General features: G+C 51.1%; 15 protein-coding genes. 7 read left to right on the top strand and 8 right to left on the bottom strand.

The window, feature by feature from the left end; all coding sequences use genetic code 11:
* The first annotated feature begins 31 nt into the window (after positions 1–31).
* Positions 32–1,558 (top strand): aldehyde dehydrogenase (NADP(+)), encoded by a 1,527-nt coding sequence (locus PsW64_RS06250; RefSeq protein ID WP_063303052.1) that lies wholly within the window; start codon positions 32–34, stop codon positions 1,556–1,558.
* A 188-nt stretch (positions 1,559–1,746) separates the two neighbouring features.
* Here the strand turns inward: PsW64_RS06250 and PsW64_RS06245 are convergent, their stop codons facing one another.
* Genes PsW64_RS06245 through PsW64_RS06215 form a run of 7 tightly spaced genes read right to left on the bottom strand, consistent with a single transcriptional unit; the run spans position 1,747 to position 9,902 of the window.
* Positions 1,747–2,850 carry an ABC transporter ATP-binding protein gene (locus PsW64_RS06245; protein WP_063303051.1) on the bottom strand — a complete coding sequence of 368 codons (1,104 nt, stop codon included), beginning with the start codon at positions 2,848–2,850 and terminating at the stop codon, positions 1,747–1,749.
* Positions 2,851–2,860: 10 nt separating this feature from the next.
* Complete coding sequence (locus PsW64_RS06240; protein ID WP_063287695.1) at positions 2,861–3,730, bottom strand: endonuclease/exonuclease/phosphatase family protein; 870 nt, start codon at positions 3,728–3,730, stop codon at positions 2,861–2,863.
* Positions 3,717–4,751: a LacI family DNA-binding transcriptional regulator gene (locus tag PsW64_RS06235; RefSeq protein WP_063303050.1), complete on the bottom strand. Its 1,035-nt coding sequence runs from the start codon at positions 4,749–4,751 to the stop codon at positions 3,717–3,719. Before PsW64_RS06235 ends, PsW64_RS06240 begins: the two co-directional genes overlap by 14 nt.
* Positions 4,752–4,762: 11 nt before the next feature.
* Positions 4,763–6,859, bottom strand: a complete 2,097-nt coding sequence (locus PsW64_RS06230) for an alpha-amylase family protein (RefSeq protein WP_063303049.1) — start codon at positions 6,857–6,859, stop codon at positions 4,763–4,765.
* A 3-nt stretch (positions 6,860–6,862) separates the two neighbouring features.
* Positions 6,863–7,684: a carbohydrate ABC transporter permease gene (locus PsW64_RS06225; RefSeq protein ID WP_063303048.1), complete on the bottom strand. Its 822-nt coding sequence runs from the start codon at positions 7,682–7,684 to the stop codon at positions 6,863–6,865.
* Positions 7,681–8,634, bottom strand: coding sequence for a carbohydrate ABC transporter permease (locus PsW64_RS06220; RefSeq protein WP_063303047.1), 954 nt, complete (start codon positions 8,632–8,634; stop codon positions 7,681–7,683). The genes PsW64_RS06225 and PsW64_RS06220 overlap by 4 nt, the downstream gene beginning before the upstream one ends.
* The gene (locus PsW64_RS06215; protein ID WP_063303046.1) at positions 8,631–9,902 is read right to left on the bottom strand and encodes an ABC transporter substrate-binding protein; all 1,272 of its coding nucleotides are present in this window, start codon (positions 9,900–9,902) and stop codon (positions 8,631–8,633) included. The genes PsW64_RS06220 and PsW64_RS06215 overlap by 4 nt, the downstream gene beginning before the upstream one ends.
* 1,007 nt (positions 9,903–10,909) lie before the next feature.
* On the opposite strand from PsW64_RS06215, the gene hmgA reads away from it, so the two are divergent.
* The 4 genes from hmgA (at position 10,910) to PsW64_RS06190 (ending at position 23,224) form a co-directional block, all read left to right on the top strand.
* The gene (gene hmgA / locus PsW64_RS06205; RefSeq protein ID WP_063303045.1) at positions 10,910–12,274 is read left to right on the top strand and encodes a homogentisate 1,2-dioxygenase; all 1,365 of its coding nucleotides are present in this window, start codon (positions 10,910–10,912) and stop codon (positions 12,272–12,274) included.
* Positions 12,275–12,387: 113 nt separating this feature from the next.
* Complete coding sequence (locus PsW64_RS06200) at positions 12,388–13,914, top strand: Fic family protein (RefSeq protein ID WP_063303044.1); 1,527 nt, start codon at positions 12,388–12,390, stop codon at positions 13,912–13,914.
* A 386-nt stretch (positions 13,915–14,300) separates the two neighbouring features.
* Positions 14,301–21,863 (top strand): type I polyketide synthase, encoded by a 7,563-nt coding sequence (locus tag PsW64_RS06195; RefSeq protein WP_063303043.1) that lies wholly within the window; start codon positions 14,301–14,303, stop codon positions 21,861–21,863.
* The gene (locus PsW64_RS06190; RefSeq protein WP_063303042.1) at positions 21,863–23,224 is read left to right on the top strand and encodes an aminotransferase class I/II-fold pyridoxal phosphate-dependent enzyme; all 1,362 of its coding nucleotides are present in this window, start codon (positions 21,863–21,865) and stop codon (positions 23,222–23,224) included. Before PsW64_RS06195 ends, PsW64_RS06190 begins: the two co-directional genes overlap by 1 nt.
* A gap of 19 nt (positions 23,225–23,243) precedes the next feature.
* Here the strand turns inward: PsW64_RS06190 and PsW64_RS06185 are convergent, their stop codons facing one another.
* Complete coding sequence (locus tag PsW64_RS06185; protein WP_063303041.1) at positions 23,244–24,011, bottom strand: SDR family NAD(P)-dependent oxidoreductase; 768 nt, start codon at positions 24,009–24,011, stop codon at positions 23,244–23,246.
* A 244-nt stretch (positions 24,012–24,255) separates the two neighbouring features.
* Here PsW64_RS06185 and PsW64_RS06180 point away from each other — a divergent pair, with 244 nt between their 5' ends.
* Both PsW64_RS06180 and PsW64_RS06175 read left to right on the top strand, forming a co-directional pair.
* The gene (locus tag PsW64_RS06180) at positions 24,256–25,437 is read left to right on the top strand and encodes a polysaccharide biosynthesis/export family protein (RefSeq protein WP_082831027.1); all 1,182 of its coding nucleotides are present in this window, start codon (positions 24,256–24,258) and stop codon (positions 25,435–25,437) included.
* A 165-nt stretch (positions 25,438–25,602) separates the two neighbouring features.
* Positions 25,603–26,976: a hypothetical protein gene (locus PsW64_RS06175; protein ID WP_063303039.1), complete on the top strand. Its 1,374-nt coding sequence runs from the start codon at positions 25,603–25,605 to the stop codon at positions 26,974–26,976.
* The last annotated feature ends 3 nt before the right edge of the window (positions 26,977–26,979 follow it).

The following is a 26,979-nucleotide window of genomic DNA, read 5'->3' as shown; positions in this document are numbered from 1 at the left end:
CTGCCAGATAACTTCATGTGCCGAGGAAACGATGCTAACAGGTTGCCATCTCATCGCCGGAGAATGGGTCGATAACGCCCAAAAATTCCAGTCATCCCCGTTCTCGGGCCCTGCCAAAAGCTATGCATGCGGCACAACCGAACTGATTGATCGCGCCGTAAAGGCCGCCGAAGACGCCTTCATGACCTTCGGCTGGACCACGCGCGCAGAACGCGCCAAATTCCTGCGCTCGGTCGCGGACGAGATCGATGCACGCGGAGCAGAAATCACAGAAGTGGGCTGTGCAGAAACCGGCCTGCCAGAAATGCGCCTCAACGGTGAGCGTGGCCGGACTGTTGGCCAGCTGCGTCTGTTCGCCGACCATATTGAGAAAGGCGAGTATCTGGACCTCACCCACGATGAGGCTCTGCCAGACCGTGCTCCTCTACCGCGTTCTGACCTGCGTTTGAGCCAGCGTCCGGTTGGTCCGATTGCCGTGTTTGGTGCCTCCAACTTCCCGCTCGCGTTCTCCACTGCAGGCGGCGACACCGCCTCTGCGCTGGCAGCTGGGTGTCCGGTGGTTGTGAAGGGCCATGAAGCTCACCCGGGTACTGCTGAGATCGTGGCACAAGCCATTGATGCGGCGATCAAATCCTGCGGCATGCATCCAGGTGTGTTCTCACTGGTACAGGGCGGCAGTCGTGAGGTTGGTACAGCGCTGGTGCAGCATCCACTTATCAAAGCCGTTGGCTTCACTGGTTCCCTTGGCGGTGGTCGTGCACTGTTTGATCTGTGCGCCTCCCGCCCTGAGCCGATCCCGTTCTTCGGCGAGCTGGGCTCCATCAATCCAAACTTCATCTACCCGAACGCGCTGGCCAACCGCGGCGACGCGATTGCGGCGGGTTGGGCTGGCTCCCTGTGCATGGGCGCAGGCCAGTTCTGCACCAATCCGGGCGTGGTTCTGCTGGTGGAAGGTGCTGAGGCGGATGCTTTTATCGCCAAAGCTCAGGAGGCATTGGGCGCTGCCGGGGAGCAACCAATGCTAACAGATGGCATTGCAGCGGCTTACCGTTCCGGCGCTGAGAAAATCGCTGGCGAGGAGGGTGTTGAGGAGCTGGTGGGCACCGCCTGCGCAACCCGTGGTGCCAAGCCGTATATGTTTGTGACAGACGCTGAAAACTGGCTTACAAACAAAGAGTTGCAGGAAGAAGTGTTCGGTCCGCTCGGTATCATCGTTAAGCTGAAAAACATCGAGCAGATGCAGGATGTGGCGCGCACCATTGAAGGCCAACTGACCTGCACCATCCACATTGATGCAGCAGATCATGCAGAAGCCCGCAAGCTGATGCCATTGCTGGAGCGTAAGGCAGGCCGAGTGCTGGCCAATGGGTTCCCAACTGGCGTGGAAGTGTGTGATGCCATGGTTCACGGTGGACCTTACCCGGCCTCCACCAACTTCGGCGCAACTTCAGTTGGCACCATGGCGATCCGCCGCTTCCTGCGCCCGGTTTGCTATCAGGATATGCCGCTTGAGCTGGTTCCGGGTTTTGAAATGGAAGAAATGGAAGAAATGGCTTAAGCCAGCCTCCCTATAGGCTAAAAAAGCAAACGTACTCCTGAAAACCGGAGCCACTTTTCGGGAATTCGCGATAACAGCAAAAGCCCTGAGCACATCCGCTCAGGGCTTTTCTTTGTTTACGTCAATCTGATCGATCAAGCGCGTCTCCCAAGGAGGTATCAAGTCCTCGGGAAACGCCCCAAAAGTTCTTAAGCGGTCAGATTGCGCAGGCTTTCACCATCAAACACATGGCATTTATCAAGCGCCATGTTGAAGCTCAGCGTTTCCCCAGCATGCACTGTGCGCGGATTATACATGATGGACTGAACCGGAGAACCTGCCAGCTCCGTAAACAAAGTTGCCTCTGAGCCCAGATCTTCTGAAAGCGACACAGGCAGCTGCAACTGCGCAATTTCGCCCGCTGTTGGCAACGCATTGCCTTCTGGCGAGATATCCTCTGGCCGCACACCCAGCTTCACCGCTTTGCCTGCTTCCAATGTGTTACGCAGGCGTGCCGGAGCACTCAGCTCGCTGCCATCGCCCAGTTTCAGCACAGGGTTACCATTGCTGCTGGCGACATGCGCGTCGATCAGGTTCATCGGCGGAGAACCAATGAAGGTCGCCACAAAGGTGTTGTTCGGCTTTTCAAAGACCTCGCGCGGGCTGCCCACTTGTTCAATGATGCCATCACGCATGATCACGATGCGGTCCGCCAATGTCATGGCTTCCACCTGATCGTGGGTGACGTAGATGATGGTGTTGCCCACGCGCTGGTGCAGTTTCTTGATCTCAATGCGCATCTGGGTGCGCAGCTTGGCATCCAGGTTGGAGAGCGGCTCATCAAACAAATACACATCCGGGTGGCGCACAATCGCACGGCCCATGGCAACACGCTGGCGCTGACCGCCAGAAAGTTGACCCGGCTTGCGCTTCAGGTAGGGTTCCAGCCCCAGAATAGCCGCCGCATCTGCCACACGCGTTTCGATCTCACTTGGAGATACGCCTGCAATCTTGAGCGAAAACCCAAGGTTTTTGGCAACAGTCATATGCGGGTAGAGCGCATAATCCTGAAACACCATGGAGATGTTGCGCTGGCGCGGTGGCATGTCGTTGACCACACGATCACCAATCACCAACTCCCCGCCAGAAATCGTTTCAAGGCCAGCGATCATCCGCAGCGTGGTGGATTTTCCGCAGCCGGACGGGCCAACGAAAACAACAAATTCCTTGTCTTTGATCTCCAGATCAATGCCATGAATGACCTTGGTTGGACCATAAGACTTCTCGAGATTTTTCAGAGTAACTTGTGCCATGCTTTCCCCCTCAGGCGTCTTTCAGTTCCAGCCAGACCGGCAGATGGTCAGAGCCCTTCGCCTCTTCATCAACCCGCATGCCTGCAATGCGGTGCCGCAAAGAGGCACTCACAAACAGGTGGTCGATGCGGCGGGTATCAAAGTGAGCGGTCTTGCCACTTTCTTCCTCATTGCCCAGCCATACCCACGGGTCGACAAAACCATCGAGTGTCTGCACACGGCCACCTTCTTCTGATGGCGGGCCAGTGAACACCTCATAGACAGGCGTGCCCGGCCCGTTGTTCATGTCCCCCAGCAAAATGCAGTCGGTTGGCATGGTTGGCTGTGGTTCGTCATTGAGCCAATGGGCGTCGATGCCCGGGCCACCACACCATGCTCCCCCCTCAGACGGAGCTGTCTTGATGCGGTCTCTCACAAACTGTGCCTGCACCAGCGCAAAGTCTGGCGACCAGTAGAACAGGTGGGTGTTGTAGACCCGCAGCGGACCTCCCGGCGCGTCGATAACAGCTTCCAGAAGAGCAGCCTGAATGGCATGGCGGGTGATGGAGCCCATCTTGGGCAAAGGATAGGTACGGGTGGAAATGATCGGGTATTTGGAAAGGACCATTTCCCCATGCTGACGTCGGCGGTTGACCAGCTTGCCGTTTTCATCATGAAATGACGCGTCCATATCAAGGCCTGGGCCATAGACCCAGCGATATCCGCCAAGCAGATCCGCCAGTTCAGCGGCCTGATCCACATTTCCGTTTCGTTTCCAGAAGCGGTCAACTTCCTGCAGGCCGATGATGTCGGCCCCTTCAAGTTCTCCTGCAATTCTTTCCAGATCGACTTTACCGTCGATGCCGGTACCAAATTGAATGTTGTAGCTAACTATCTTCATGGGTTTTTCCGGAGGCTTTGTGAGCAACTCCTAAGGAGCCGCGCAGCTTGAGCGCGCAATTGACGCGAATATTGCGGGGGTGGTCAGGCGCCGTTCCATCCAGCCGGCTCAGCACGATTTCCGTCAGATGACGGGCAATCTGCTCAATGGGCTGTTCAATGGCAGTGATGCCCGGAGGGATCAGCCGGAACATGTCCGGGTCATCAAAGGTGACAAGATCAATGTCTTTGCCCACCTGTTTGCCGTTGCTGGACAAGCAATCCAAACCACCAATGGTCATCAGGTAATTGGAGAAGAACACAGCACTTGGCGGACTTTCCATGCCAAGGAACCTGTCCATGGCAGTGTATCCATCCAGCTGGCCCCAATTGCCAACGTAAACCAACTCCTCATCAACACTCAGGCCAGCTTGCTCATGGGCTTTTCTGTAGCCCTGCAACCGGTTTTGCCCTGTGCTTCCATTCAGGTCCCCTGTCACCACACCAATGCGGGTGTGGCCAAAGTCAATCATGCGGCTCACTGCGTCTTGCGCAGCCGCCTCATCATTCACCAGCACCTTATCCGTTTCCACGCCCGGCACATCGTTATTGAAGATGATGACCGGTTGTTCTCCGCTCAACAGCTCCTGCACCTTCTCCGTCACCTCATGGGTGCCGGACAAGATGATGGCATCGATGCGCCGCGAGGAGGCTGATTCCAACGCCTCGTTGATGGCATCCGCTTCATCAGAATGGTGAAAGGTTACAATGGAATACCCACGGGCACGCAGAGAACGCACCAGTTGGGTCAAAATCCCCGAGTTGAACTCGTCAAACTTGGGAACCAGATACCCGACTGTGTTTGTGCGCTCTGTTTTCATGGCGCGGGCAAGTGTGTTGGCCCGGTATCCCAGATCGGCAATCGCTTGTTCGATCCGGGTCCGGTTGTCCTTCCTGATGCGTTGATCGTTCAGATAACGCGAGACTGTGCCGACAGCGACGCCTGCGGAATCTGCTACATCGAGGATGGTTGGTTTTTTCACTGCACTGCCCTTTATTCCGCAGCCACTGCGTCATCTGCCTGTGAGATGACGGCGGCCCCATGGATATGAAGGCTAGGAAAGACGATGTGCAGCTTTTTGTCGAGGCTGTCATACTGCCATGGCAGTGTTTTACCCGAATAAGCGCAGGTTACATCGGCAGGCTCTTCGTCCATACGCACCCACGCTTTGGCCTCTTTCAACTCCGGCGCATCCTCGATGATCTCAACCGCACGGGTCTGACCGTCATTATACGGCACACCGCTGCCACGCAGCTGAGTTGGTGCATAAAGCACGTGCAGCACCTGACGCTGCTCGTCCGCCTGCTTCATCAGCGACATGCGTGTGGCTGATGGCAACTCGGTGCCAATCAGCTGGTTTGGCATAAGGCGGTTGATGAGCCCGCGCACCAGATACTTGTAAAGCGTCTGGCCCGTTGCGCCATAAAGGCGGAACAGCGGATACGTCACATAAGCCACATTGCCTTTTTGCACGATCGCCGCGCCAATTGGCTCGGCATCCGGGTCTTCCGGCGTGTGAAGGTGTGAGCAGAACTTGTCCCATGTGCGGTTGAAATAGGATGGACGAACATCAGCCAGCACATCACCATCAGTTGCACGCAGAGATGCCCCCTTCTCGTACATAACAACAGAAGAATCGACCAGATCATCGTCCAGCTTTCCCCGACAGGACAGATAACTCGGGTCATACTCCATTGGTGTGTCAGACAGTTCTGCTCCGATGTCGAGGAGGTATCGCTTGCCCTCAACATCAAGACCGGACTCGCCAGTCGCCAGAATGGCACCACCAGCGTCTGTAAACGCTTTGAGGCGAACCGCAAGATCATCACTCAGGCGAATGCTGTCCGGCAAAATAATCAGCTTGTAGTCATCAAAGCTGCTGGATGAGGAGATGAGATCAAACGGGATCTGCATTTCCAGCAGCATACGGGCAGAGGCGGAATCGCTCGGCTCGCTGCGGTGTCCAAGGTGGCTACCAAGCTGGGAGACCTGCGCCTCGACAGAAAGGATCGCCACTTCCCGCTGATAGGTCGCGTTACTGGCATAAGGCTCCAGTGCTTTAACGCGGGAATATGCCGGGCGGATCAGGTCATAGGTGGCAAAATCCATATGTCCATTCGGGTGCAACTGGTCGCCGATGGAACAACGCGCACCCAGAGACACCATCAAACAGCACTCATAGGACAATGCATCAGCCCGCTTGAAGCCACCGAACTCACCCCAATGCGTGTGGAAGCGTCCCGTCATGCCAAGAAACGGCAGGTTCAGTGTATCAGCGTACCGTGCTGAGACAGGGAAATGGTCATAGCCCCAACCGCCGGTCGGCAGGCTCTCCAGCTCCAGATGACCGTAATACTGGTAGCGCTCATCCTGCCCTTTGTAGATGTGGCCAGAGTTGAAGAAAATTCGTGTATCCGGGAACTCGCCGTTGACGGCTTGCGAAAACCTTTCAAAAAAACGCAAAAGAACGCGTTTATCGTTGCTCTTACGATCGTCCGCCTTCAGCGGGTCCAAACCCTCTGATTTCATTGAGGAAAGGCAGGCGTTGCAGGTGCACTCCCAGGAGGCGAGGATGTCCATAAACAACGCAGGCGGATTATAACGAGCGCAAACTTCCAGAGCGATGTCGATCTGTCGCTGAATTGCGCCTTCGTGGTTCAGGCAGATGGTGTGCCAGGTGGGCGTAAGTTGGTTCATCGCGGACGGCTCTGTGCCCGGATAATTGGCAGCCGTGTTTTGCGACTGCATCACACGCCATTCCGGATGCTCCCGAGCTGTCAGCTCATCCCATTGAACTGTCAGGTAAATCGGGGTCGCAATGTCGGCCTCATGACAGGCTGTGATCATGTCACCCAGCAGGTCCGGGTTTTGCAGTTCCGGATGCGGCTTGCCCACGTTGGTGGGGTAATAACTCCAGCCGTGATGACAGCGGGCGAACAGCGTGACGGAGTCTACCTCGCCATGCTTCAGCGTTTCAACAAACTGCTTCGGATCAAACTTGGACCCGATCCCCGGAATATGCTCGGAACTATGAAAATCCAGATGAATCTGGCGGTATCGGAAGTCTTTTACTTCTTTTTTATGGCACATGATTTAGCCCTTGGAACCGCTGTTATTTTTGCCGTCAGCGGAGAAATACTTCTGGAAGAACAAGAAGATAACGAGTGGAAGGATGGAGGTAATAATGGTCGCAACAGCGCGCTGATCCCAGTTGGGTTCATAGGCGCCAGAGATCGTGGAGAGCATCACCGGCAGCGTTGCATTTTCCCGCAGGAACAACATTGGCAGCAGAAGGGAATTCCAGGTCCACATAAACTGCAGAATGCCAACTGCTGCCATCGCCGTAATCGTGTTTGGTAGCACGATAAAAAAGTAGGTCCGTAAGTGCCCACACCCATCCACCTGCGCCGCATCAATCAGCGACCGCGGGAAGTTGGAGAGGAAGTTTTTGACCAGCAAAACAGCCCAGGCAAACGACAGCCCAACAAACGGAATGACCACAGACCAGTAGGTATCAATGAGCCCAGTCTCTCGCCACAGCTTGAAGAGTGGGATGATAACCACCTGATTTGGAACAACAAATGCATTCACAAGGATGAGCAGCAAGATCCGGCGAAACGGGAACTTGAGGTAGTGAAACGCATAGGCCGCAGCTGGTGCAAACAGAACTGGAAGGACGGTTGCGAAGCTGGCAACGGCCAGAGAGTTGAGAAACGCACGGCCAATCGGGTAGTTGACCCAAACCTCACGCCAGGCATCAAGCGTGAACGTAAACGGTTCGATCGTCCACCATCCGCTGGTGATTTCCCCTTCGGGGCGAATGGACATGGCGATGATGCCAACCAGCGGAATGATCCAGACAAGTGCCACGGCCCCCAGCACATACACAGGCCATTTTGGAGTTTGAGTGATCATTTGCTCTCCGATGCCTTGTCCAGAATGAGTGGGATGGAACAGACGATAACCGCAAGCAGAAGCACCACCGTACTTGCAGCGCCATAGCCCTGCTTAAAGTAGATGACGGACTCCTGATACATAAAGTAACCTACTGTTTCCGTTGCTCTAATCGGACCTCCAGCCGTTAGAATATGGATCATATCAAACGCTTTGAGGCTGTTGAGCAGGTTGATGAAAATCGCAATGCGCACACCGGGAAGGCTAAGAGGCGCCATGATGTACCGCAGGATCTGGAAGTGAGAGGCACCATCCATATGAGCCGCTTCAAGCTGGCTTTTCGGGATCGCCTGAATAGCCGCATAGCAGGTGAGCAATGGCAGACCAGCTTGCGTCCAGACATAGGCAGCAACAACGCCCCAGATTGCGGTAGATGGTTCACCCAACCATGGCGAGGTCCAGCCTTCCAGCCCAACAAGGCGCAGAATGCCGTTGAGGAGGCCAAAGTCCGGTTGCAAAATACCCAGCCACATCAAGCCACTAGCAGTCTCTGAAATGCCATAGGCTGCAAAGATTGCCACACGGAACGGCGCGGTCTGCTTGGGAGCCAGACCAGAGATCAACGCAACACTCCAGCCAATAGCAACGGAGATGCCCGTACACGCCAACGTCCAGGTGAGTGTCACACGCAAGGCATTCCAAAAGTTCGCATCACTGAACAGCTTGGTATAGTTAGAAAAACCCGCAGGCTTGGGCTGGCTCAATCCGGTCCAGTCCAGAAAACTCACACGGATCGTCTCAAAAAGCGGATAGAGCACGCCGATGCTGAAGAAGATCAATGTTGGCGCCAACAGAGCAAATGCAATCCAGTCAGCGCGGCGCAGGTTACCTCCGAAGAGCCGGGTGGCGAGGCCCGCAAAGGGCCCCGCCTGGGTCTGGGAGGTTAAGATAGACCCATGTTGTACACTCATTGATAAAGCTCACTCGCTTTTGCTTCGAGTGCTGCTGTGACACTATCAATGCTCGCATCGCTTGGGTCGCGAAGGAACTTTTGCAAGCTAATACGGAATTCACCGCTCAACTCAGCTGGCAAAAGGTCATCAAGAACAAAGAAAACATCGACGAGCGGCAAAATCTGAGCGTATTTGCGCACAATCGGATCATAGGACGAGGGATCCACATTTGCACTCGGGGTTGCAAGGTTCTGCGCCGCGATAATTGCAGAGCCTTCCTTGCTCAGAACGAAGTCGATAAACAGTTCTGCCCCTTCCGGGTTCTTCGCTTGCTTCATCACAAGGAAGTTCTTGCCATCAACACTCATTGCATTGCCGTATTCCGGCTTGATCACCGGGAACTGCATGTATGAGTAGTCTTTGATTGGCGTCAGCCCATACTCATTCTTGGCGCGCTGGTTTGCCCAGGAGCCAATCAGCATGAAGCCTGCCTTTTTGTTTTTCAACACGGCATCCGCAGCATCCGTCCAGTGAGAGCTAAGCATCGCTCCCGGCTCAGCACAGCAGTCAGCTTCCAGCATGTCACGCAGATTGCGGAAGGTTTCCTTCACCCGGTCATCGGTCCAGGCCACCTTGTGTTCAGACAGCTCTTTCGCAAATGCAGGGCCAGCCGTGCGCAAAAGTGCGTTTTCAAACCATTCAGTCTGCGCCCAGCTTCTCGCACCGATGGAAACAGGCAACATGCCGATTTCTTTCAGGGCACTGAAGGAACTCAGGAAGTCTTTCCACTGAGTAGGCTCACCAGCGATGCCCGCCTTTGCCAGCGTATCTGGACGGTACCAGACGCCGGAACGGTTGCCCGCGATGAAGTAAGCGCCATAGGTTTTTCCGTCATGCTTCGCCAGATTACGCCAGCTGTCATTCAGCGCTTGAGACCAGCCATACTGCTCCCATGCAGCATCAATTGGGCTGATCAGGTCGGCGGCAACCAGTTCCTTCTCAAAGGAAGGCCATGTGTTGAGCAGCAGATCAAACTCTTCTCCAGACAACATCGCTGAACGAATGCCAGACCGCGGATCATCCCCACCTGCTGCCGGGTTGATGTCCTTGATCTCATAATCCGGATATTTAGCTGTGAAACCCTCTTCGAGTGCGATGATCAGATCACGCTCTGAACCACCCAACCAGTTGAAGATCACCAGCTCTTTTTCAGCTGCAAATGCGGCCCCCCCCGCAAATGTCATGGCGGCAATCGCAAGGGCGGATGCCGAATTCAATATTTTCATAACAAGCTCCCAAATATGAAACGTTGTCAACTTAGTTAGATTTCATGAGAGTTGTCTAGAAAAATTTACGTATTTTTGATGAGAGGTTAATGCTTGCTACGTCGAATTAGCAATTTTTATAAGACGTTATTGCCATTTGTGATGATCAAAATTTCTCATACATAAATTTTGGATAAATGTACTTTTCGACTAATCAGCCGCAGAATCTGACTCGTATTCTTGATGATATTAGCAACTTAAATCAGTTCTAATTAGAAAGGTTTCAACTTTTATTTTGCTGAAAAAACACCATCCGCACCTAAAATAAGATGCTCCAATTACAGCCTTTTGGGCTGACGATCAGCTCAGTAATGATGAAAAGAAGATTGAATATAGACAGGCCTGAAACATCGCTATTTTCACATGAGCCACGGCAATTTACCTTGGCAAAGTGTACTGCCACTGCCTGAAAGCTTTGAGAGGTGGAAGGCCCGTCTTCAGGCTGACAACCACGATGGCAAGCCCCCACTCACCAACGTTTTTACGCGCCCAACTCAACCTGAAAACGGACCTAAACGGAAGCATCGCCTCCTTTATCTGAAACAACCGGGAAACCCTGATCTCCAAAAAGCCGAAGCCGATCCAGCTGCAGGATCCACACCCTTTGCATAAAAACAGGCGATAAAAGGCACACCTGCTCCTTACGAGGTGAATGACATCCTGCTGTCAGCTTCATCAGACAAGCTGCCCGGTTGCTGGCTATCACCCTACTGCCACTGAGGATTTAGCCAATCCACGGATCATGGGTGCCGCAGTTTGAAGGGTCAGGATTGTTAGCAGGTAAATCAGTAAAGGCTCATGGCCCTGCCATTATCGTCACGTAGTTTTCAGGAGATGAATTACCTCCCTCAGATCGCGTTGATTGCGCCGATCCGGTTCTATGGTCTGATGCCTCCACCCAACCCAGGTCCAGAGATACTGCGGCGCAGCCCTCTTTAAAACTCGTTGGTGACGTTTTGGAGTGAAACATGGAAAATCCGACAGATCAAAACACAGCAACCACCCATGACAGTCGCTACGGAACTCAGCCAGGATATATGGTTGGGTTCGGAAATGATTTTGAGACCGAGGCTTTAAAAGGCGCCCTGCCTCAGGGACGCAATTCTCCACAGCGCGTTGAATACGGATTATATGCTGAGCAGCTCTCCGGCTCACCCTTTACCGCCCCTCATGCAACGCTCGAACGATCCTGGCTTTACCGCATTCGCCCATCGGTTAAGCACTTGGGCCGGTTGCAGAAAATCAATCATCCTTACTGGATGACCGCACCCAACAAAATCCCAGGTGTTGTTTCACTCGGCCAGTACCGGTGGGATCCAGCACCTTTCCCTGAGGACCAAAACCTCACTTTCATTGACGGCATCCGCACCATGACAACAGCCGGAGACGTGGGCCTACAAATGGGCATGGCCGCGCATGTTTATCTCGCGAATTCGGACATGGAAGACGAGTACTTCTACAGCGCCGATGGAGAACTGCTGGTTGTGCCTCAGATCGGGCGATTAAAGATCGCAACCGAGTTTGGCGTGATTGATCTTGAACCGCTTGAAATCTGTATTTTGCCACGTGGTATGGTGTTTAAAGTGAGCTTGCCTGACGGCCAAGCCAGAGGTTTCATCTGCGAGAATTATGGTGCCAAGTTTACCCTTCCCAACCGTGGACCAATCGGCGCCAATTGCCTTGCAAACCCAAGAGATTTCAAGACACCAGTCGCGCAGTTTGAAGACATTGAACGCCCATGTCATGTGACTATAAAGTGGTGCGGTGAGTTCCACCGAACGACTATTGATCATTCACCGCTGGATGTGGTCGCATGGCATGGCAACTACGCCCCCTATAAATATGACTTACGCCACTTCGCCCCCGTAGGCGCCATCAGTTTTGACCACCCGGATCCATCAATCTTCACCGTCCTCACAGCTCCCACAGCGGAAGAAGGCACAGCCAACATCGACTTCGTGATTTTCCCACCTCGCTGGCTGCCGCAGGAAGACACCTTTCGCCCGCCCTGGTACCACAAGAACATCATGTCAGAGCTGATGGGCAATATTTACGGGCAGTACGACGCTAAACCACATGGCTTTGTTCCCGGGGGCATCAGCCTCCACAATTGCATGCTGCCCCATGGCCCGGATCACGAAGCTTTTGAGCAAGCTTCTCACAACAGCTGGGACCCAGTGAAGCTGAAAGACACCATGAGTTTTATGTTCGAAACTCGCTTTCCGCAGCAACTCACTGAGTTTGCAGGCAAGGAAGCTCCGCTACAGGACGATTATGTGGACTGCTGGTCAGGTTTAGAGCGCAAGTTTGATGGCACAGCTGGCCTAAAATAACGCTTTTTCATGAGCTCTGTCGGTTTTTCAGGGTTCAGACTAAAAAATGACAGGTATTCACAGAGCTTACTTATAGCGCTATATTCGGTGATAGTTTTTCACGGAGATAGTGCATGAATAAGCCTTTTTCACAGGCTGTAACAGTTTTTCACGAAAGCTGGCTTCCTGTGCCCGCAACTCCGGCGGGCTATTCAGCACTTATTGATGCATACGAATTGAGAGTGCCGATCCCGCACACTCTATGCGCCATTGGCAATCGCCACAAGATCATAGAGCAGGACGGCTGGCGGATCTTCACACCTCGTCACGCACCAGAACCAACATTACTGGGTCACCTCACTTTTGCCTTGAAAAACGAAGGACTGGACCTCGCGGTATTGAAGCGCCTGTTCCTTGCATGCGGCCCTGAGCCTGTTGAGGAGTTGGTAAGATCTCGCCCGACGGGCCGTTATACAAGACGCATCTGGTTTCTCTATGAATGGCTTCTGGATGAACTGTTGGACTTGCCAGATGTTGAAACTGGCGCATATGTGGATGCGCTTGATACAACAAAGCAATTTGGCGGCAGCACAGTACCTTCTCCACGTCACCGCGTACGCAACAACCTGCCCGGCACACCTCAATTCTGCCCTCTCATCTTTCGCAATAAAGATTTGGAGGGCTTTCAGCAGGCCAAACTGCAAGAAAAAGCTATGGATGCGGCGGCATCCGTCCCTAAAGATCTGCTCGCCCGCACTGCAGCCTTCCTGCTTTTGAAGGACAGCAAATCCAGCTTTGCCATTGAAGGCGAGCGCCCTGCCCATGACCGTATCCAGCGTTGGGGCCGCGCCATTGCTGACGCCGGAAAAACACCACTGAGTATCGAAGAGTTTCTCCGCCTGCAGCGCGTTGTGATCGGCGATGACCGTTTCGTACATATGGGCTTACGAGAGGAAGGTGGCTTCGTCGGTATGCATGACCGCGAGACCCGCATGCCAGTGCCAGACCATATCAGCGCCAAACCGGAAGACTTGAGAAGCCTGATGAAAGGCATGATCGACTTTGCACAGGACTACGCCAAGCATCTGGACCCGGTTCTCGCCGCTGCTGTTCTCGCCTTCGGTTTCGTTTATGTGCACCCATTTGAAGACGGCAACGGAAGGTTGCACCGCTACCTGATCCACCACGCACTGGCACAACGCGGCTTCAATCCACCCGGCGTCGTCTTCCCGGTATCTTCGGTTATTCTAGAGCGAATCGATACTTACCGACAGGTGCTGGAGGACTACTCCTCCCGCCTTCTTGGCAAGATTGACTGGCACCCCACGGCGCATGGTAACCTGACCGTGACAAACGAAACAGCCGACTTCTACCGATTCTTTGACGCCACCGCCCACGCAGAATTCCTCTACGCCTGTGTAAAACGTACGGTTGAACACGATTTACCGGAGGAAGCGCGCTTCTTGCAGAACCATGACCACTTTCAACGCGAACTAAACCAAGTCGTAGACATGCCTACCCGCCTTGCAGATTTACTCTTCCGATTCCTGAATCAAAATAACGGAAAACTCTCACACCGAGCCAAGGCCAAAGAATTCGCAGCGCTTACAGATGAAGAGACAAAGAGAATTGAAGAGATTTATGAACGGTTTTTTGAATAGAAACACCTTAAACCTCATCAGAAACTTAGAGAAAAAAACTTCTCGACTTCGCATTCAAAAGTATAACTGAAGTCAGAACAGTTATCCTGACACGAGAAAAGAAACTAAAAAATAAAACTACATCAAAAAACATTTAAAACAAACACATACCATGCACTCCTTAAGCAACATAGAAGTTCATATTTTTATAAAATTCAACACAATTAAACTAACCACTTAGTTTGGAGAAACGAAATCTCCTCCCCTACATCAAGTGATATCAAAATATCTGTTGATGCGTTCTTTTTTGAAAGTACATTCGCGTCTAGGTTATATATGGAACTTTAAGTTTAAATGCAGGCATCACAAATCTAGATGCTATCCCCTGTTTGAGTGAGTTTTGCTGCGTGTTGGAAATTGTAGGCCTTTCAGTTCGTGTACCCGGAGCTTCAAATAAAGAAGCACTATGGCATTTGCTGAAATCAGGACAGAATAGCATTTCCGAAATCCCTGCTGATCGTTGGTCGCACTTCAGATATCTGCATCCACGAATTTCAGAACCCGGCAAAGCGTATACTTTTAAAGCGGGTGTCCTAGATAATTTGTGGGACTTTGATCCTACAGCTTTTGGCATTTCTCCCCGAGAAGCAGAGCAAATGGATCCTCAGCAGCGTATTTTGCTGCAGCTCACCTGGGAAGCGATTGAGGACGCAGGCATATCGCCAGATACCATAGCTGGTGATCATGTGGGCGTCTATGTTGGGGCATCTGCGCTTGATTATGCCAACGAAAGCCTGTTCGACCCTAATGTAGCAACCGGTCATTTTATGACTGGCAATACGCTTTCTATTATCTCAAACCGCCTCTCTTATATATTCGACCTTAAAGGCCCAAGTTTTACTGTCGACACCGCTTGCTCGTCTTCTCTGGTCGCGCTCCACGAAGCCTACCGTGCGTTGAACTCCGGCAGAATTGACTGTGCCATTGTCGCAGGTGTCAACGTGCTTGCCAGCCCTTTTCCTTTCGTAGGTTTCGCGCAGGCAACTATGCTGTCTCCTGATGGGCAATGCAAAGCTTTCGATGCGGGTGGTAATGGTTATGTACGCTCTGAAGGTGGCGTTGCACTTGTCATCAAAAGAAAAGACGCGCCGCGCTGGAAAGGTCAACGGTCTCATGCGGATATCGTCGCAGTTGACGTAAACTCTGATGGTCGTACCGTGGGTATGTCGCTTCCATCGGATGTCGAGCAGGCAAATCTTCTCGACCGTGTCTACAAGGCACACGGAATTGATCCCAATCAGCTTGCATTTGTCGAAGCTCATGGCACAGGAACCCGCGTTGGTGATCCGGCAGAAGCCGGATCAATCGGTCGTACGATTGCGCAGAAGCGACGCGCACCGCTTCCTATCGGCTCAGTTAAAACCAATGTAGGCCATCTGGAACCGGCTTCAGGACTTGTAGGTCTAGCGAAGTCTGTACTGGCACTTCAGAACGATCATTTCCCGGCAAGTCTTCACTTTAACGAGCCAAACCCAGACATTGACTTTGATGCTCTCAACATTCATGTCGCGAGCGAAGGTGTAGAGCTACCACGGAGTGAGAGCCCGAGATATGCCGGAGTGAACTCGTTTGGCTTTGGCGGAACGAACGCACACGTCATTCTCAAAGATCCGGAGTTAAAGACAGATAATGTCGAGCAACTCACTCAGCCAAAAACCGTAAGCTCATTGTTCTTATCAGCACCGACAAAGGAAGCACTGGTTGAGCTTGCAAGTGGTTATGCGCGTGATGGGGTTCTGACAGAGCAAAGCAACCAGAAGATTTGTGCGGCGGCCTTTCATCGCAAACGGATTTTTCCGGAAAAAGCAGTGTTTTCTGGGACTGATGTCGAGGCTCTTAAAAATACCTTGTCAGACTTTGCATCAGGTCAGAAGAATGCAAACGTCATTTACTCCAATAAAGCGACAAGCCCAGGCAAGTGCGCTTTCGCGTTTTCTGGCAACGGAGCACAGTGGGCTGGTATGGGTCGCGACGCCTATGCTGCCAACCAGACCTTCAAGATTGCTTTTGAGAAGGTTGATGAGCTCTTCACAAACCTTTCTGGCTGGTCTCTAAAAACCGAACTGCTCAGCGAGACACTTGACGATGCGCTGAAAAAAACGAGCATTGCACAGCCATTGCTGTTTGCGGTTCAGGTTGCTCTTTGTCAGGCGCTTGAGGACTACGCATTAAAACCAGACATGGTTCTAGGTCACAGTATCGGCGAAGTTGCTGCAGCACATGTCGCGGGCGCCCTCACGCTGGACGCTGCTGTAGCGCTGGTCTATCACCGTTCAGCAGAACAGGAAGTCGTCGCGGGCCACGGAACCATGGCAGCACTTGTTCTCCCTGCTGATGAGGCTCGTCAACTCATCTCCAAAAGTGGATTTGGCTCCCTTGAAGTTGCCGCGGAGAACAGTCCGAAATCCGTCAGCTTATCTGGCACAAAAGAAGACATAGACGGGTTTGCGAAGTTTGCACGGGCCAACCATGTCGCCTTTAGAAAAGTCGCGCTGAATTACCCCTTCCACAGCCAGCTAATTGAGCCCGTTGAACATCCATTCCGTAATGCAGTCGGGACTGTGACTGCCAAGTCTGCGCAGGTGCCATTTATCTCGACCGTTTCTGGGGCAGTCTCAGATGGCAAGGACCTCAATGCGGACTATTGGTGGCGGAACCTTCGCAAGCCAGTATTGTTCTCCAAGGCCGTTGCAACCGCTCTTGATCTTGGCGCTGAAACGATCATCGAGATTGGTCCAAAACCAATCCTGCAAAGTTATCTACGCCAGGTCGCTGCTGAAAAAGGCGGAAAAGGATCTGTACTTTCCAGCCTTTCGAACGAGCAACTTGGTGGAACAGACCCAATTATCAATCTCGTCGCCCGTGCTTTTGTTGCAGGCATCAATGTTGATACGGATAAACTCTTCAGCAAGAACCCGGATGAACCCGTTAATCTGCTCCCTCTCCCCTGGCAAAATAAAAGCTTCCGCTTTGAAAACAGTGGTGAGGCCAATATGGGCATTTTCAGGGGTGGAGATCATCCGCTTTTAGGTTGGCGTCCGAATGCCACCTATAACGTCTGGACCACTCATCTAGACCGCTTCACGGTTCCATTTCTAGAAGATCACGTCATTAACGGACAAATGATTTTCCCTGGGGCTGGCTATGTTGAAATGGCTCTTGCTGCCGGTTCCGCTCTTTATGGAAGTGTCGCTGTAGAACTGCGATCTATGGATATTTTGCAGGCGCTCGTATTGAGCGACGAATATCTGACCGAAGTTCAAACCGAAATCTCCGAGGAAACAGGGACTGTTAAAATTTCCAGCCGCATGCGCCTGAGCGGAGATGACTGGACGCTGCATGCCGTCGGCAGGGTTGCAAAACTGGAGACCCCTGCACCAAACATTCAACTCAACTTTGAAGCGGCCCAACTCATCAATACAGGTGAGGAGATTTACAAAGCGGCACTCACATACGGACTTGAATTTGGGCCACGTTTCCAACGCACCCAAAATGTCTCTCAGGTAGATGAGGGTACATTCATCGTCCACCTGTCTGCACTTGAACATGACGAGCAGGTTTCTTCCTTTGGCATTCATCCTGCTGAACTTGATGGATGTTTCCATGGCTTGCTCTCGCTGTTCAGGGAGACAACATCCCAGAACAGTCGCCCAAAAGCGTATGTTCCAATTTTCTTTGATAAGGTTCGCCAGTATCAATCAGGCGCGTCCCCAGCCTATGTTCGCATTCAGGTCAAACGTGCTTCTGAACTCTCTATTTTAGCAGACTTCCAGATTTTCGATGAAGATGACAACGTCATTATTGCAATTTCTGGTGGCCGCTTCCGTGCAACCGAACTGGGTCGTAAAGATAACCCGTCTGACCTGATCTATCGCGTCGAAGCAGAGCTGCAGCGAAACCCAGCGACCACAGTTGCAAAACTCAACCATAACTTCCCGGCAATTGAAGACTACGTTGCTGAAAAGTTCCGTACTGTTGAAGATGAAGCTGAGCGTGAAGCTTATCTGCTGCTCAATGCTGCGGCTCAAAGAACAGCATTTGATATTATCTCAAAGTTTGCGGATGGCGAACAGACTGTTTCGGTTGAGGACTTACCAAGTAATCATCGTCGGTATTTCGTCACTCTTTTGACGATCCTTCAGGAAGCTGGAGCAGCGACGGAATGCGGGGTAAATCGCTTTGAATTGAATAGCGATTTTGAGCTTCCTGATTTCGATCTTCTGGTTGAGAGTGTGCTGGAAGAAAGCCCGCAAGACATCGCCGCTGCAACCATTCTTGCAACCACACGCAAATTCGTTCTCGATAGCCTTGACCTTGATAGTTTTGAGGGCGATGACTTCGAACATTCCAGTGCGATGCTCGAGCAATACTGGTATTCCTCCCCGGAAGCACAAACACGAAGCCAGAGTATCTCTGAATGGCTTAGAACCGCGCTTGCGACCTGGGACACAGACACGCCGCTTCATGTACTGGATCTAAGCGGCTCAGGGCTGAATCTGGCCAAAGATATTCAACAGATACTCCCTAGCCAAGTAACAAAGGTTTCGATCGCTGACAGCAATCACAAAAGCGCTGCGCGTTTGTCTGCCAGTGTTTTGGATGAACCTAACATCACTGTATTTGATACGAGCAATCTGGATAGTAATCACACTTGGGGTGCTGCGTTAGAACAGGGACCATTCGATGTCATTGTATCATCTGGCCTTCTTCACGAAGCATGTCAGAGCGAGGCAAACCTCTTTGAAAAACTCGGGCAATCACTGACAGAAGGCGGACAGTTCCTCGCGATCGAACCGCTTTCAGATGTTTTCCATGATGTAACTTTTGGTCTGTCTGAAGACTGGTTTGCCGGCTCAATTTCCGACGAGTATCCAGTCGGCCCGCTGAAAACAAGCAATGACTGGCTGGATCAGTTTACCTCGACATCGTTCAACGCTCCAATCGCAATTGAGGCACTCAAAGAAGGTGCATCAATTGTTTTGCTGAATGCGACTGCAAAACCTGTAGACGTAAGTCAGCAGCTTGATCCAACGGCCGATTTACCTGAGAGCAAGGCCATGGTCATTCTGGCAGGTAACTCAAAGCTGGAGCAGGAAATTGCGAAGGCTATACAGAGTGATGAGAGATTAGCAGCCTGTAATATCAAGCTTCTAGATGCAGATAGTGGGCAGTTCGACCTGAATGAAGCCAGCGGTTGGAAGTGCGCGCTTGCTGGTTCTGCTTTCCTTGATGCTGAACTCAAAACCATCATCCATCTGTATGGTCTGGCAGAGGCCGGTGACGCCCCTGTAGACCAAGTCATGAAGCGCTGTGCAACTTGTGTTGGCCTCGTAAAGGCTTATCCAGGTTTAGCCGGTCAACTCGCACTTGTTGCTCCAGGTGGCAGCGGTCATAACGCTGAACTTGAAGCTCCTGCACAAAGTGCAGCCTGGACGTTTGCACGTGTTCTTGGCAATGAGGCTCCAGAACTGACACCTCTTACCCTTGATGTTTGCATTGAAAAAGGTGCCGAAGGCATTGCCTCCGACATATTGGAGGCTGTTTTCTATCAGAATATGGAGAATGAACTCCATCAGCCGCAAAAAAGCCGAGTAGTTTCACGTGTTAAATCCGGGTTTGGCCAATCCACCTGGAAACCTGCAGAGAATGTTGAACTAAACTTCTCAGAGGCAGGTTCTCTCAACCATCTGAACTGGCGTGGACAGCAACGTACTGAGCCATCTGAGGATCACGTTGAGATTAAAGTCGCCGCGACTGGCTTGAACTTCCGTGATGTTATGTGGACTTTGGGCATGCTTCCAGAAGAAGCACTTGAGGACGGTTATGGCGGACCTAATCTTGGCCTGGAAATTTCAGGTACTGTTACACGTACTGGTGAGAATGCCGGCGACCTGTCCGTTGGTGACAAAGTAGTTGCGTTTACGTCTGGTGGATACTCTTCCTATGTCACCTGTCCTAAATTTGCGGTGGCGAAACTGGACCAAAGTCAGGATCTTGTCTCTGCTGCGACTTATCCAGTTGCATTCCTGACTGCTTATTACTCGCTCATCCATCTTGGTGAACTCAAAGAAGATCAATGGGTTCTCATTCACGGTGGCGCAGGCGGCGTTGGTCTTGCAGCACTACAAATTGCAAAGCATGTGGGCGCTAAGGTCATTGCCACCGCTGGGTCTGAAGAAAAACGAGAGATCCTTCGTCTGCTCGGTGCCGATCATATTCTTGATTCTCGCAGTTTGCAGTTCCCTGACAAGGTCATGGAACTTACTGATGGAAAAGGCGTACATTCAGTCTTGAACTCGCTTGCAGGCGAAGCGATGGAAGCAAGCATCAATATTGTACGCCCGTTTGGCCGGTTCCTTGAGCTTGGCAAACGAGACTATTACGCAAACACCAAGATCGGTTTGCGCCCGTTCCGTCGCAATGTCTCTTACTTTGGGATCGATCTGGATCAGATCCTGCTGCATGATAGTGATCTGGCACGCAAGCTCATTGAAGATGTCTTTGAGCTGATCAAAGACGGTACTTTCACGCCATTGCCTCACCGCGTGTTTGAGGGTCGCAATGTTCAGGATGCCTTCCGGCTCATGCAACGGTCCGGGCACATCGGCAAGATCCTGATCACGCCACCAAAACCTGAAGAAGTTAAAGTTCCGCAAGAGCGTACCTCTCTCAAATTTGCTCAGGATGGTCATCATGTGGTGATCGGCGGTCTTGGTGGCTTTGGCTTGGAAATCTGCCGCTGGTTGGCTGATAATGGCGCACGGCGTATTACACTCACAAGCCGGTCTGCAAAGGTGAGCGAGCAACACGAAAAACTGTTTGAGACCTTGGCGGAAAAAGGCGTAACTGTCTCCGCGGTGAGCTGCGATGTCACAGATAGAACAGCAGTTCACGGCTTGCTGAGCGAACTGCGCCAGTCCGCACCACTCAAGAGCATCACCCATGCTGCGATGGTGTTGGATGATGGCATTATCCAACAGCTGGACGAGAAGCGGTTCCGCAAGGTGCTTGAGCCAAAAATTCAAGGTGCAAGTCTGCTGGATGAGCTGACACGTCAGGACGAGTTGGACCAGTTTATCCTGTTCTCCTCTGCAACCACCCTGATCGGGAACCCTGGCCAGTCTCATTACGTCGCTGCCAACGGATATCTCGAAGGACTTGCAAGAGCCCGCCGTAAAGCTGGCAAACCTGCAATTGCTGTCGGCTGGGGTGCGATCGGCGATGTGGGCTTCCTTGCCAGAAATGCTGAGGTTTCCGACAAGCTTTCCAGGCATCTGGGTGAAGCAACCATTAAGGCTCGTGAGGGTCTGGATATTCTCAAGCTTGCCATGGAGCAGGATGATGGGTCCGCACCAGGTGCAGTGGTTCATATTGGCCGTTTTGCATGGGCAGCAGCTCATCAATCTTTATCATTGTTGAGCAAGCCGCTCTTCCGCGAAATCGTTGGCCGCAGCGATACGGATGGAGACAGCGACAGTGCGACCGATATTCTGTCTCTCATTGAAGGCAAGTCGGATACAGAAGCCAAAGAGATTGTCGCTCATATTCTTGCCGGTGAAATTGGCCGCATCCTGCGCCTACCAGCAGAGGACATTTCTCATCAACGCCCACTTGCGGAGTTTGGAATGGACTCCTTGATGGGGCTTGAACTGAGAATGGGAATTCAGAAACGCTTCAATCTGGAGATTCCGCTGGTATCTATTTCGGGCGGAACGTGTTTGGATGACTTTGCTGCGCAAATCCTTCAAAAACTTCGCAAACGCGAAGGTGGAGAGGCTTCTGCTGAGGATGGGTCTCACAACGTTCTGGCCAGCCAACACCTTTCCGATGATCTGGATGACGCTCAAAAATCAACTGTGCGCGAAATCCTAGATACTCATCAGGACAAAACAGCAAGACTTTTGAATTAATGGCCAAATCAGACAAGAAAAAACTAAGCAAAGATGACCGGTTGAATGCTTTGAGCGCTGTCAGGCGCTCAAAGTCTGCCCTTCCAAAGCAGAAGACTGCCAAGCCTCAAGCTGATAAAGCAATCGCTCCAAAGTTTGCGGACCTTCCGGGATTTAAGGAAATTCGCCTTCAAAAAGCAGCGGCGGATCTGTTGCAGATCAACAATCCTTTTTTCCGTGCGCATGACGCACGCGCCGGGGCAACGACACTGATTGACGGAGAAACTTACCTTAATTTCTCCTCCTACGATTATCTGGGATTGAATGGGCATGAAAAGGTCCAGGAAGCTGCCAAAACAGCCGTCGACCACTATGGCATTTCAGCCAGTGCCAGCCGGGTTGTTGCTGGCGAGCGTGTAATCCATACCGAGCTTGAAAACCTCATTGCTTGGATGCACGGCGTTGAAAGTTCTGTTGCTTTTGTCAGTGGCCATGCAACCAACGTCACCAGCATCGGCCAATTGATGCAGCCGGATGATCTGATCATTCATGACAGCTATATTCACAACAGCATCGTCACAGGAGCAAAGCTTTCTGGTGCTGTTCGGCAATCCTTCCCCCATAACAATTTCGAGGCTTTAGAAAACATTCTGGAGCTGCGCGCCCATAAACACCCGCGTACACTGATCGTGGTTGAAGGCGTTTACTCAATGGATGGGGACTATCCGGATCTTCCACGTCTGATTGAGATTAAAAAGAAATACGGTGCCTGGCTCATGGTCGATGAGGCGCACTCCATCGGCATTCTCGGAGAGACAGGCCGCGGCCTCGCCGAGCACTTCAAGGTGGACCCGAGAGATGTCGATATTTGGATGGGTACATTCTCCAAGACATTGGCAGGGTGCGGCGGATACATCGCTGGCTGTAGTGATTTGGTTGACTATCTCAAACTCACAGCCTCAGGTTTCGTGTTCAGTGTCGGCATTGCCCCACCAATCGCAGCAGCGGTTTGTGAAGCCATTCGCCTCCTGGAAGCAGAGCCTCACCGGGTACAGGCAGCACAGTCAAACGGGCAGTATTTCCTTGAGAAGGCTCAGGCGGTAGGTCTAGATACTGGTGTCAGCCAAGGCTGTGCAGTTGTTCCGATCATGATGGGTGATTCATTAAAGGCGACTGTTTTGGCTGCGCGTCTGCTCGATCGCGGGCTCAATGTATTGCCAATTATCTATCCGGCAGTTCCAGAAAAATCAGCTCGTCTGCGCTTCTTCATCACGTCAGAACATACTGAAGAGCAATTAGATCTGGCGATCGAACTGGTGAACGAAGAAATAGCGAATTACGATAGAAATCCTATTTCGATTCAACAGGTTATGTCTGCTTAATTAGTGATATGAAATTAAATCAGCGCTGATAATTAAAGCGCTGATTTGCCAATCTGCGCAGTTTCCAGGGCAGCAGCTTTCCGATACGAATACTCAGCGCCAGCTGCCATGGGAACGCGTAAAACGCCTTTTTCCGTGCAATCGCTTTCATTATTGAAGAGGCAGCTTCCTCTGCCGTGTATTCATAAGGCCGCCAGCTTTTAAACTGATCGGCCATCGGCGTCAGAATATATCCCGGACAAATCACAGATACCGACACCCCCCACTTATAAAGATGGTCCCGCATCGCTTCACCATATGCGATCACGCCAGCTTTTGAGGCCCCATATGCAGGTCCATCAGATATCGGTTGCATTCCTGCCAACGAGCTGATCAACGCAATTCGCCCACATTTACGCTGCTGCATAAATGGTGCGACCGCTGTCAAAACATTGACAGCTCCCCCTAAGTTAGTCGCAATCTGAGCATGTGCTGTCTCTGCCGTCTCGACAGCGCCATCAACCTCATGTGACCCTGTGATGCCTGCATTAGAGATGACCAAATCGAGAGATGTGTGCCGCTCTAACTCTTCAACCCAGTTTTGAAGAGCCACCGCATCACAAACATCAAGCGCTTTCCAGAGTACATTGCTCCCTACCCGCTCAACCTCGCGCACAGTCTCAAGCAGCCGCTCCTCATTTCTCCCAGTCAAGCAAAGAGTTACGCCTTCACCCGCATAAGAAGTAGCCAAAGCTCTCCCCAACCCGGAGCTGGCACCTGTGATGAGAATCGATCTCGGAGAAAACATAAAAAAGGGGCTCCACACAACGCGTATTTCATATGTTTTGGCAAACAGATAGTTAACGTGCAACCTAGATTTCTACGGACTTCCAGAAAGTGTGACTTTCTCCAGAGAAAACAACAGGTAGTTGAACTCCTTTCCAATCACAAATTTGAAATCTATCTCAGATTGAGGTATTAATCTCTTCATTCGAGCTGGGTGTTTTTAACATGCGTATTTTTAATCCGGCAATAAAGTGGATAGAAGATTTATGAATTTATTACCCGACTCGACCAAGTTACGGTCGACCCAAGTATTTTCAGACTTCTTTAAATCCATTGCTGTCATTACACCCTTGCTGGGTCTCCTAGCTGGCTGCGCTGCACTACCTTCAGCTGGCCCTATGTCTGCAGAGATTCAGGCTGGTTCTTCTGATCGACGTGCGGATCCCTTCGACTATCATCTCATTGATCTTGACGATTCCGTTGTATCAGTGCTTTCAGCCTATCAACCTAATGGTTTGTCAAAAGTTTTCACGGGTGAAAAATGGGCTCCAAAACATATCGTTGGCATTGGAGACACTGTTTCTGTTGTCGTTTGGGAACAAGGCATTGATCGTTTATTTACACCGACAGGACAAGCCGGAGGTGTGGAGTTAGGCCCATTCGTGGTAAGCCAAAGTGGCGCAATTACTATACCATATGTAGGAAAGGTAAATGCGCGTGGGAAGTCTGTTGAGCGGCTTCAAGAAGCGCTCCAAGTCGCGCTAGATCGCAAAGCAAATAATCCGCAAGTAATTGTAACACTTGTACAGAACGCAAGCAGTTTAGTCACCATAAATGGCGCTGTTAAAAATCCTGGGCAATATCCCTTAGATCTGAATGGCAAGCGATTGCTCGATGTTGTCGCGAATGCTGGCGGAAACTCACTGCCTGCAACAGAAAGTTATGTGTCGATTACGCGTAATGAGCGTCAGGCAAAGCAGCTGTTGAGCACCATCTTTCTGAAAAACTACGAAAACGTGTATATGCGACCAGGAGATCGTGTCTTCATCACGCATGACCCCCAGACATTCACAGCTTTTGGAGCAGTACCAAAGGTTGGAGAATATCCAATTCAAGCCTCCAATGTATCTCTTATTGAGGCACTAGGCCGTATTGGTGGTCTCGACGAAGCATCTGCAGACTCAAAAGGGTTATTTGTTTATCGTTATGAGAAACCAGAGATTCTTGCAAAGTTGAGCTCAGATTATAAGATTGTGAATAACGTCGGTGTTCCAGTTATTTATCGACTTAATATGCGCGATGCCCGCTCTTATTTCAAAGCGCAGCTCTTCACGTTAAGGGATAAAGACGTGGTATATGTTTCCAGCGCCTATGGGGCCGAGTTAAATAAGTTTGTCAAAATTCTAAGCGGAACTTTGGCGATTGGAAAAGTAGCTCGTACGTTCTGAGTTTGAGGCCAATAAGACACAGCGCACGTCATGTGTCTAAAGCGAAACCAAAGCATATTTCTCAAACTGAATAGTCATGTTATGTTCTATTATGATCATGCTGAGAGTTTGAAATAGGCATTCCCTCGACGATTATATGCACATTTGAAAAGGTGAAGACCTAATATGGAAAAAGGGACAACCGCAAAAGTTGCAAAGATTCGTCGTGCAGATGCATCCGCTCCAGATCAAATTGCGCAATCTGAAAACTCTACTAGAGCGAAACCTGCCGAGCGTCCTGCAAGATCTAAGTCTTCACCCAAAAAGGCAGCTTCAATCGTCGCACTGCCAATTGATACATCAAATAAGACGAAAAAAAGAGACACTGAATCACAAGTTTTCTTTCGAAGTTTGAGACCACAACAACTGAGGCGAAGAGCGTTAGCTCTTTCATTCGCTTTGATGGTTCTTTTGCCTAGTATATTAGGTGCTACTTACTTTCTGCTTATTGCCTCTGAGCGCTACGCATCGTCGATAGGATTTTCAGTTCGTGGAATGGATGGTACATCCGCTGGGGGCGATTTCCTAGGAGCGTTGACTGGATTAGCCAGTGTAGGAACGACAACTACAGACTCCTTTATTCTAATGGATTATCTGGAAGGTAGAGAGGTCGTAGAAAAGCTCTCTAAAGATATCGGTATTGTTAGCCACTTCAGTAAGGATAATGTAGATTTTGCCTATCGTTTGGATCCAAACCTACCAATAGAGGAATTAGTCGCCTATTGGCAAAGTATGATTACAACGAGCTTTGATAATACCTCGAGCATTATTGAGGTAGAAGTTCAAGCATTTTCACCAGAGATGAGCGAGCTTATTGCTTCACATGTTCTTTCTTATGGGGCAGAACTTGTGAACACACTTTCTCAGAGTGCACGTCGTGATGCAGTAAAGTTTGCTGAAGAGGAAGTCCTCCGCGCAGAATTACGCTTAAAGATGATCCGTAGGCGAATAAAGGATTTTCGAAGCGCTGAAAGCTCAATTGACCCGACAAAAAATGCTGAAGTTCAAATTGAGCTTATTGCTGGGCTAGAAAAGCAGCTCTTGGATACTAGGTCGCGACTTGCAACACTTGTTGGAACTATTGATGAGAGTTCCCCGACAATCCGGCAGTTGCGGAAACAAGAAGAAGTTTTAATTAAGCAAATATTAAATAAGCGGGATGAAATAAGCGGGAAAAACCTGACGCGTCTTCAGCCTTTAGCTAGCGGATCAGATCGTCTTTCCTCGCTATCCGCACTATTGGCAAATTACGAAGAACTGGTAGTAGAGCAGGAGTTTGCCCAACAAGCCTACACTTCAGCACTTGCTGGTTTGGAACGCTCGCGCGCGGAGGCAGATCGCCAGCAACGATATCTTGCAGTTTTTCATCCTCCAGCAAAACCACAAGAAGCAATTTATCCGAGGCGCTTGGTCAATTCTCTCATTCTGTTTCTTGGGTTACTCGCCGTTTGGGCACTTGCTATAGTGATTGCTTATTCCATCCGTGACCATCTCAAATAGTTA

This window comes from Pseudovibrio sp. W64, assembly GCF_001623145.1.
Taxonomy (GTDB): Bacteria; Pseudomonadota; Alphaproteobacteria; order Rhizobiales; family Stappiaceae; genus Pseudovibrio.
Note: the sequence above shows the minus strand (reverse complement) of the source record. Positions and strands in the feature narration are given on the sequence as shown.

Excerpts from the sequence above, each read along its gene's own strand:
- PsW64_RS06250 (WP_063303052.1), top strand. The coding sequence starts at position 32 with ATGCTAACAGGTTGCCATCTCATCGCCGGAGAATGGGTCGATAACGCC.
- PsW64_RS06245 (WP_063303051.1), bottom strand. The coding sequence starts at position 2,850 with ATGGCACAAGTTACTCTGAAAAATCTCGAGAAGTCTTATGGTCCAACC.
- PsW64_RS06240 (WP_063287695.1), bottom strand. The coding sequence starts at position 3,730 with ATGAAGATAGTTAGCTACAACATTCAATTTGGTACCGGCATCGACGGT.
- PsW64_RS06230 (WP_063303049.1), bottom strand. The coding sequence starts at position 6,859 with ATGTGCCATAAAAAAGAAGTAAAAGACTTCCGATACCGCCAGATTCAT.
- PsW64_RS06225 (WP_063303048.1), bottom strand. The coding sequence starts at position 7,684 with ATGATCACTCAAACTCCAAAATGGCCTGTGTATGTGCTGGGGGCCGTG.
- PsW64_RS06220 (WP_063303047.1), bottom strand. The coding sequence starts at position 8,634 with ATGAGTGTACAACATGGGTCTATCTTAACCTCCCAGACCCAGGCGGGG.
- PsW64_RS06215 (WP_063303046.1), bottom strand. The coding sequence starts at position 9,902 with ATGAAAATATTGAATTCGGCATCCGCCCTTGCGATTGCCGCCATGACA.
- hmgA (WP_063303045.1), top strand. The coding sequence starts at position 10,910 with ATGGAAAATCCGACAGATCAAAACACAGCAACCACCCATGACAGTCGC.
- PsW64_RS06200 (WP_063303044.1), top strand. The coding sequence starts at position 12,388 with ATGAATAAGCCTTTTTCACAGGCTGTAACAGTTTTTCACGAAAGCTGG.
- PsW64_RS06190 (WP_063303042.1), top strand. The coding sequence starts at position 21,863 with ATGGCCAAATCAGACAAGAAAAAACTAAGCAAAGATGACCGGTTGAAT.
- PsW64_RS06185 (WP_063303041.1), bottom strand. The coding sequence starts at position 24,011 with ATGTTTTCTCCGAGATCGATTCTCATCACAGGTGCCAGCTCCGGGTTG.
- PsW64_RS06180 (WP_082831027.1), top strand. The coding sequence starts at position 24,256 with ATGAATTTATTACCCGACTCGACCAAGTTACGGTCGACCCAAGTATTT.
- PsW64_RS06175 (WP_063303039.1), top strand. The coding sequence starts at position 25,603 with ATGGAAAAAGGGACAACCGCAAAAGTTGCAAAGATTCGTCGTGCAGAT.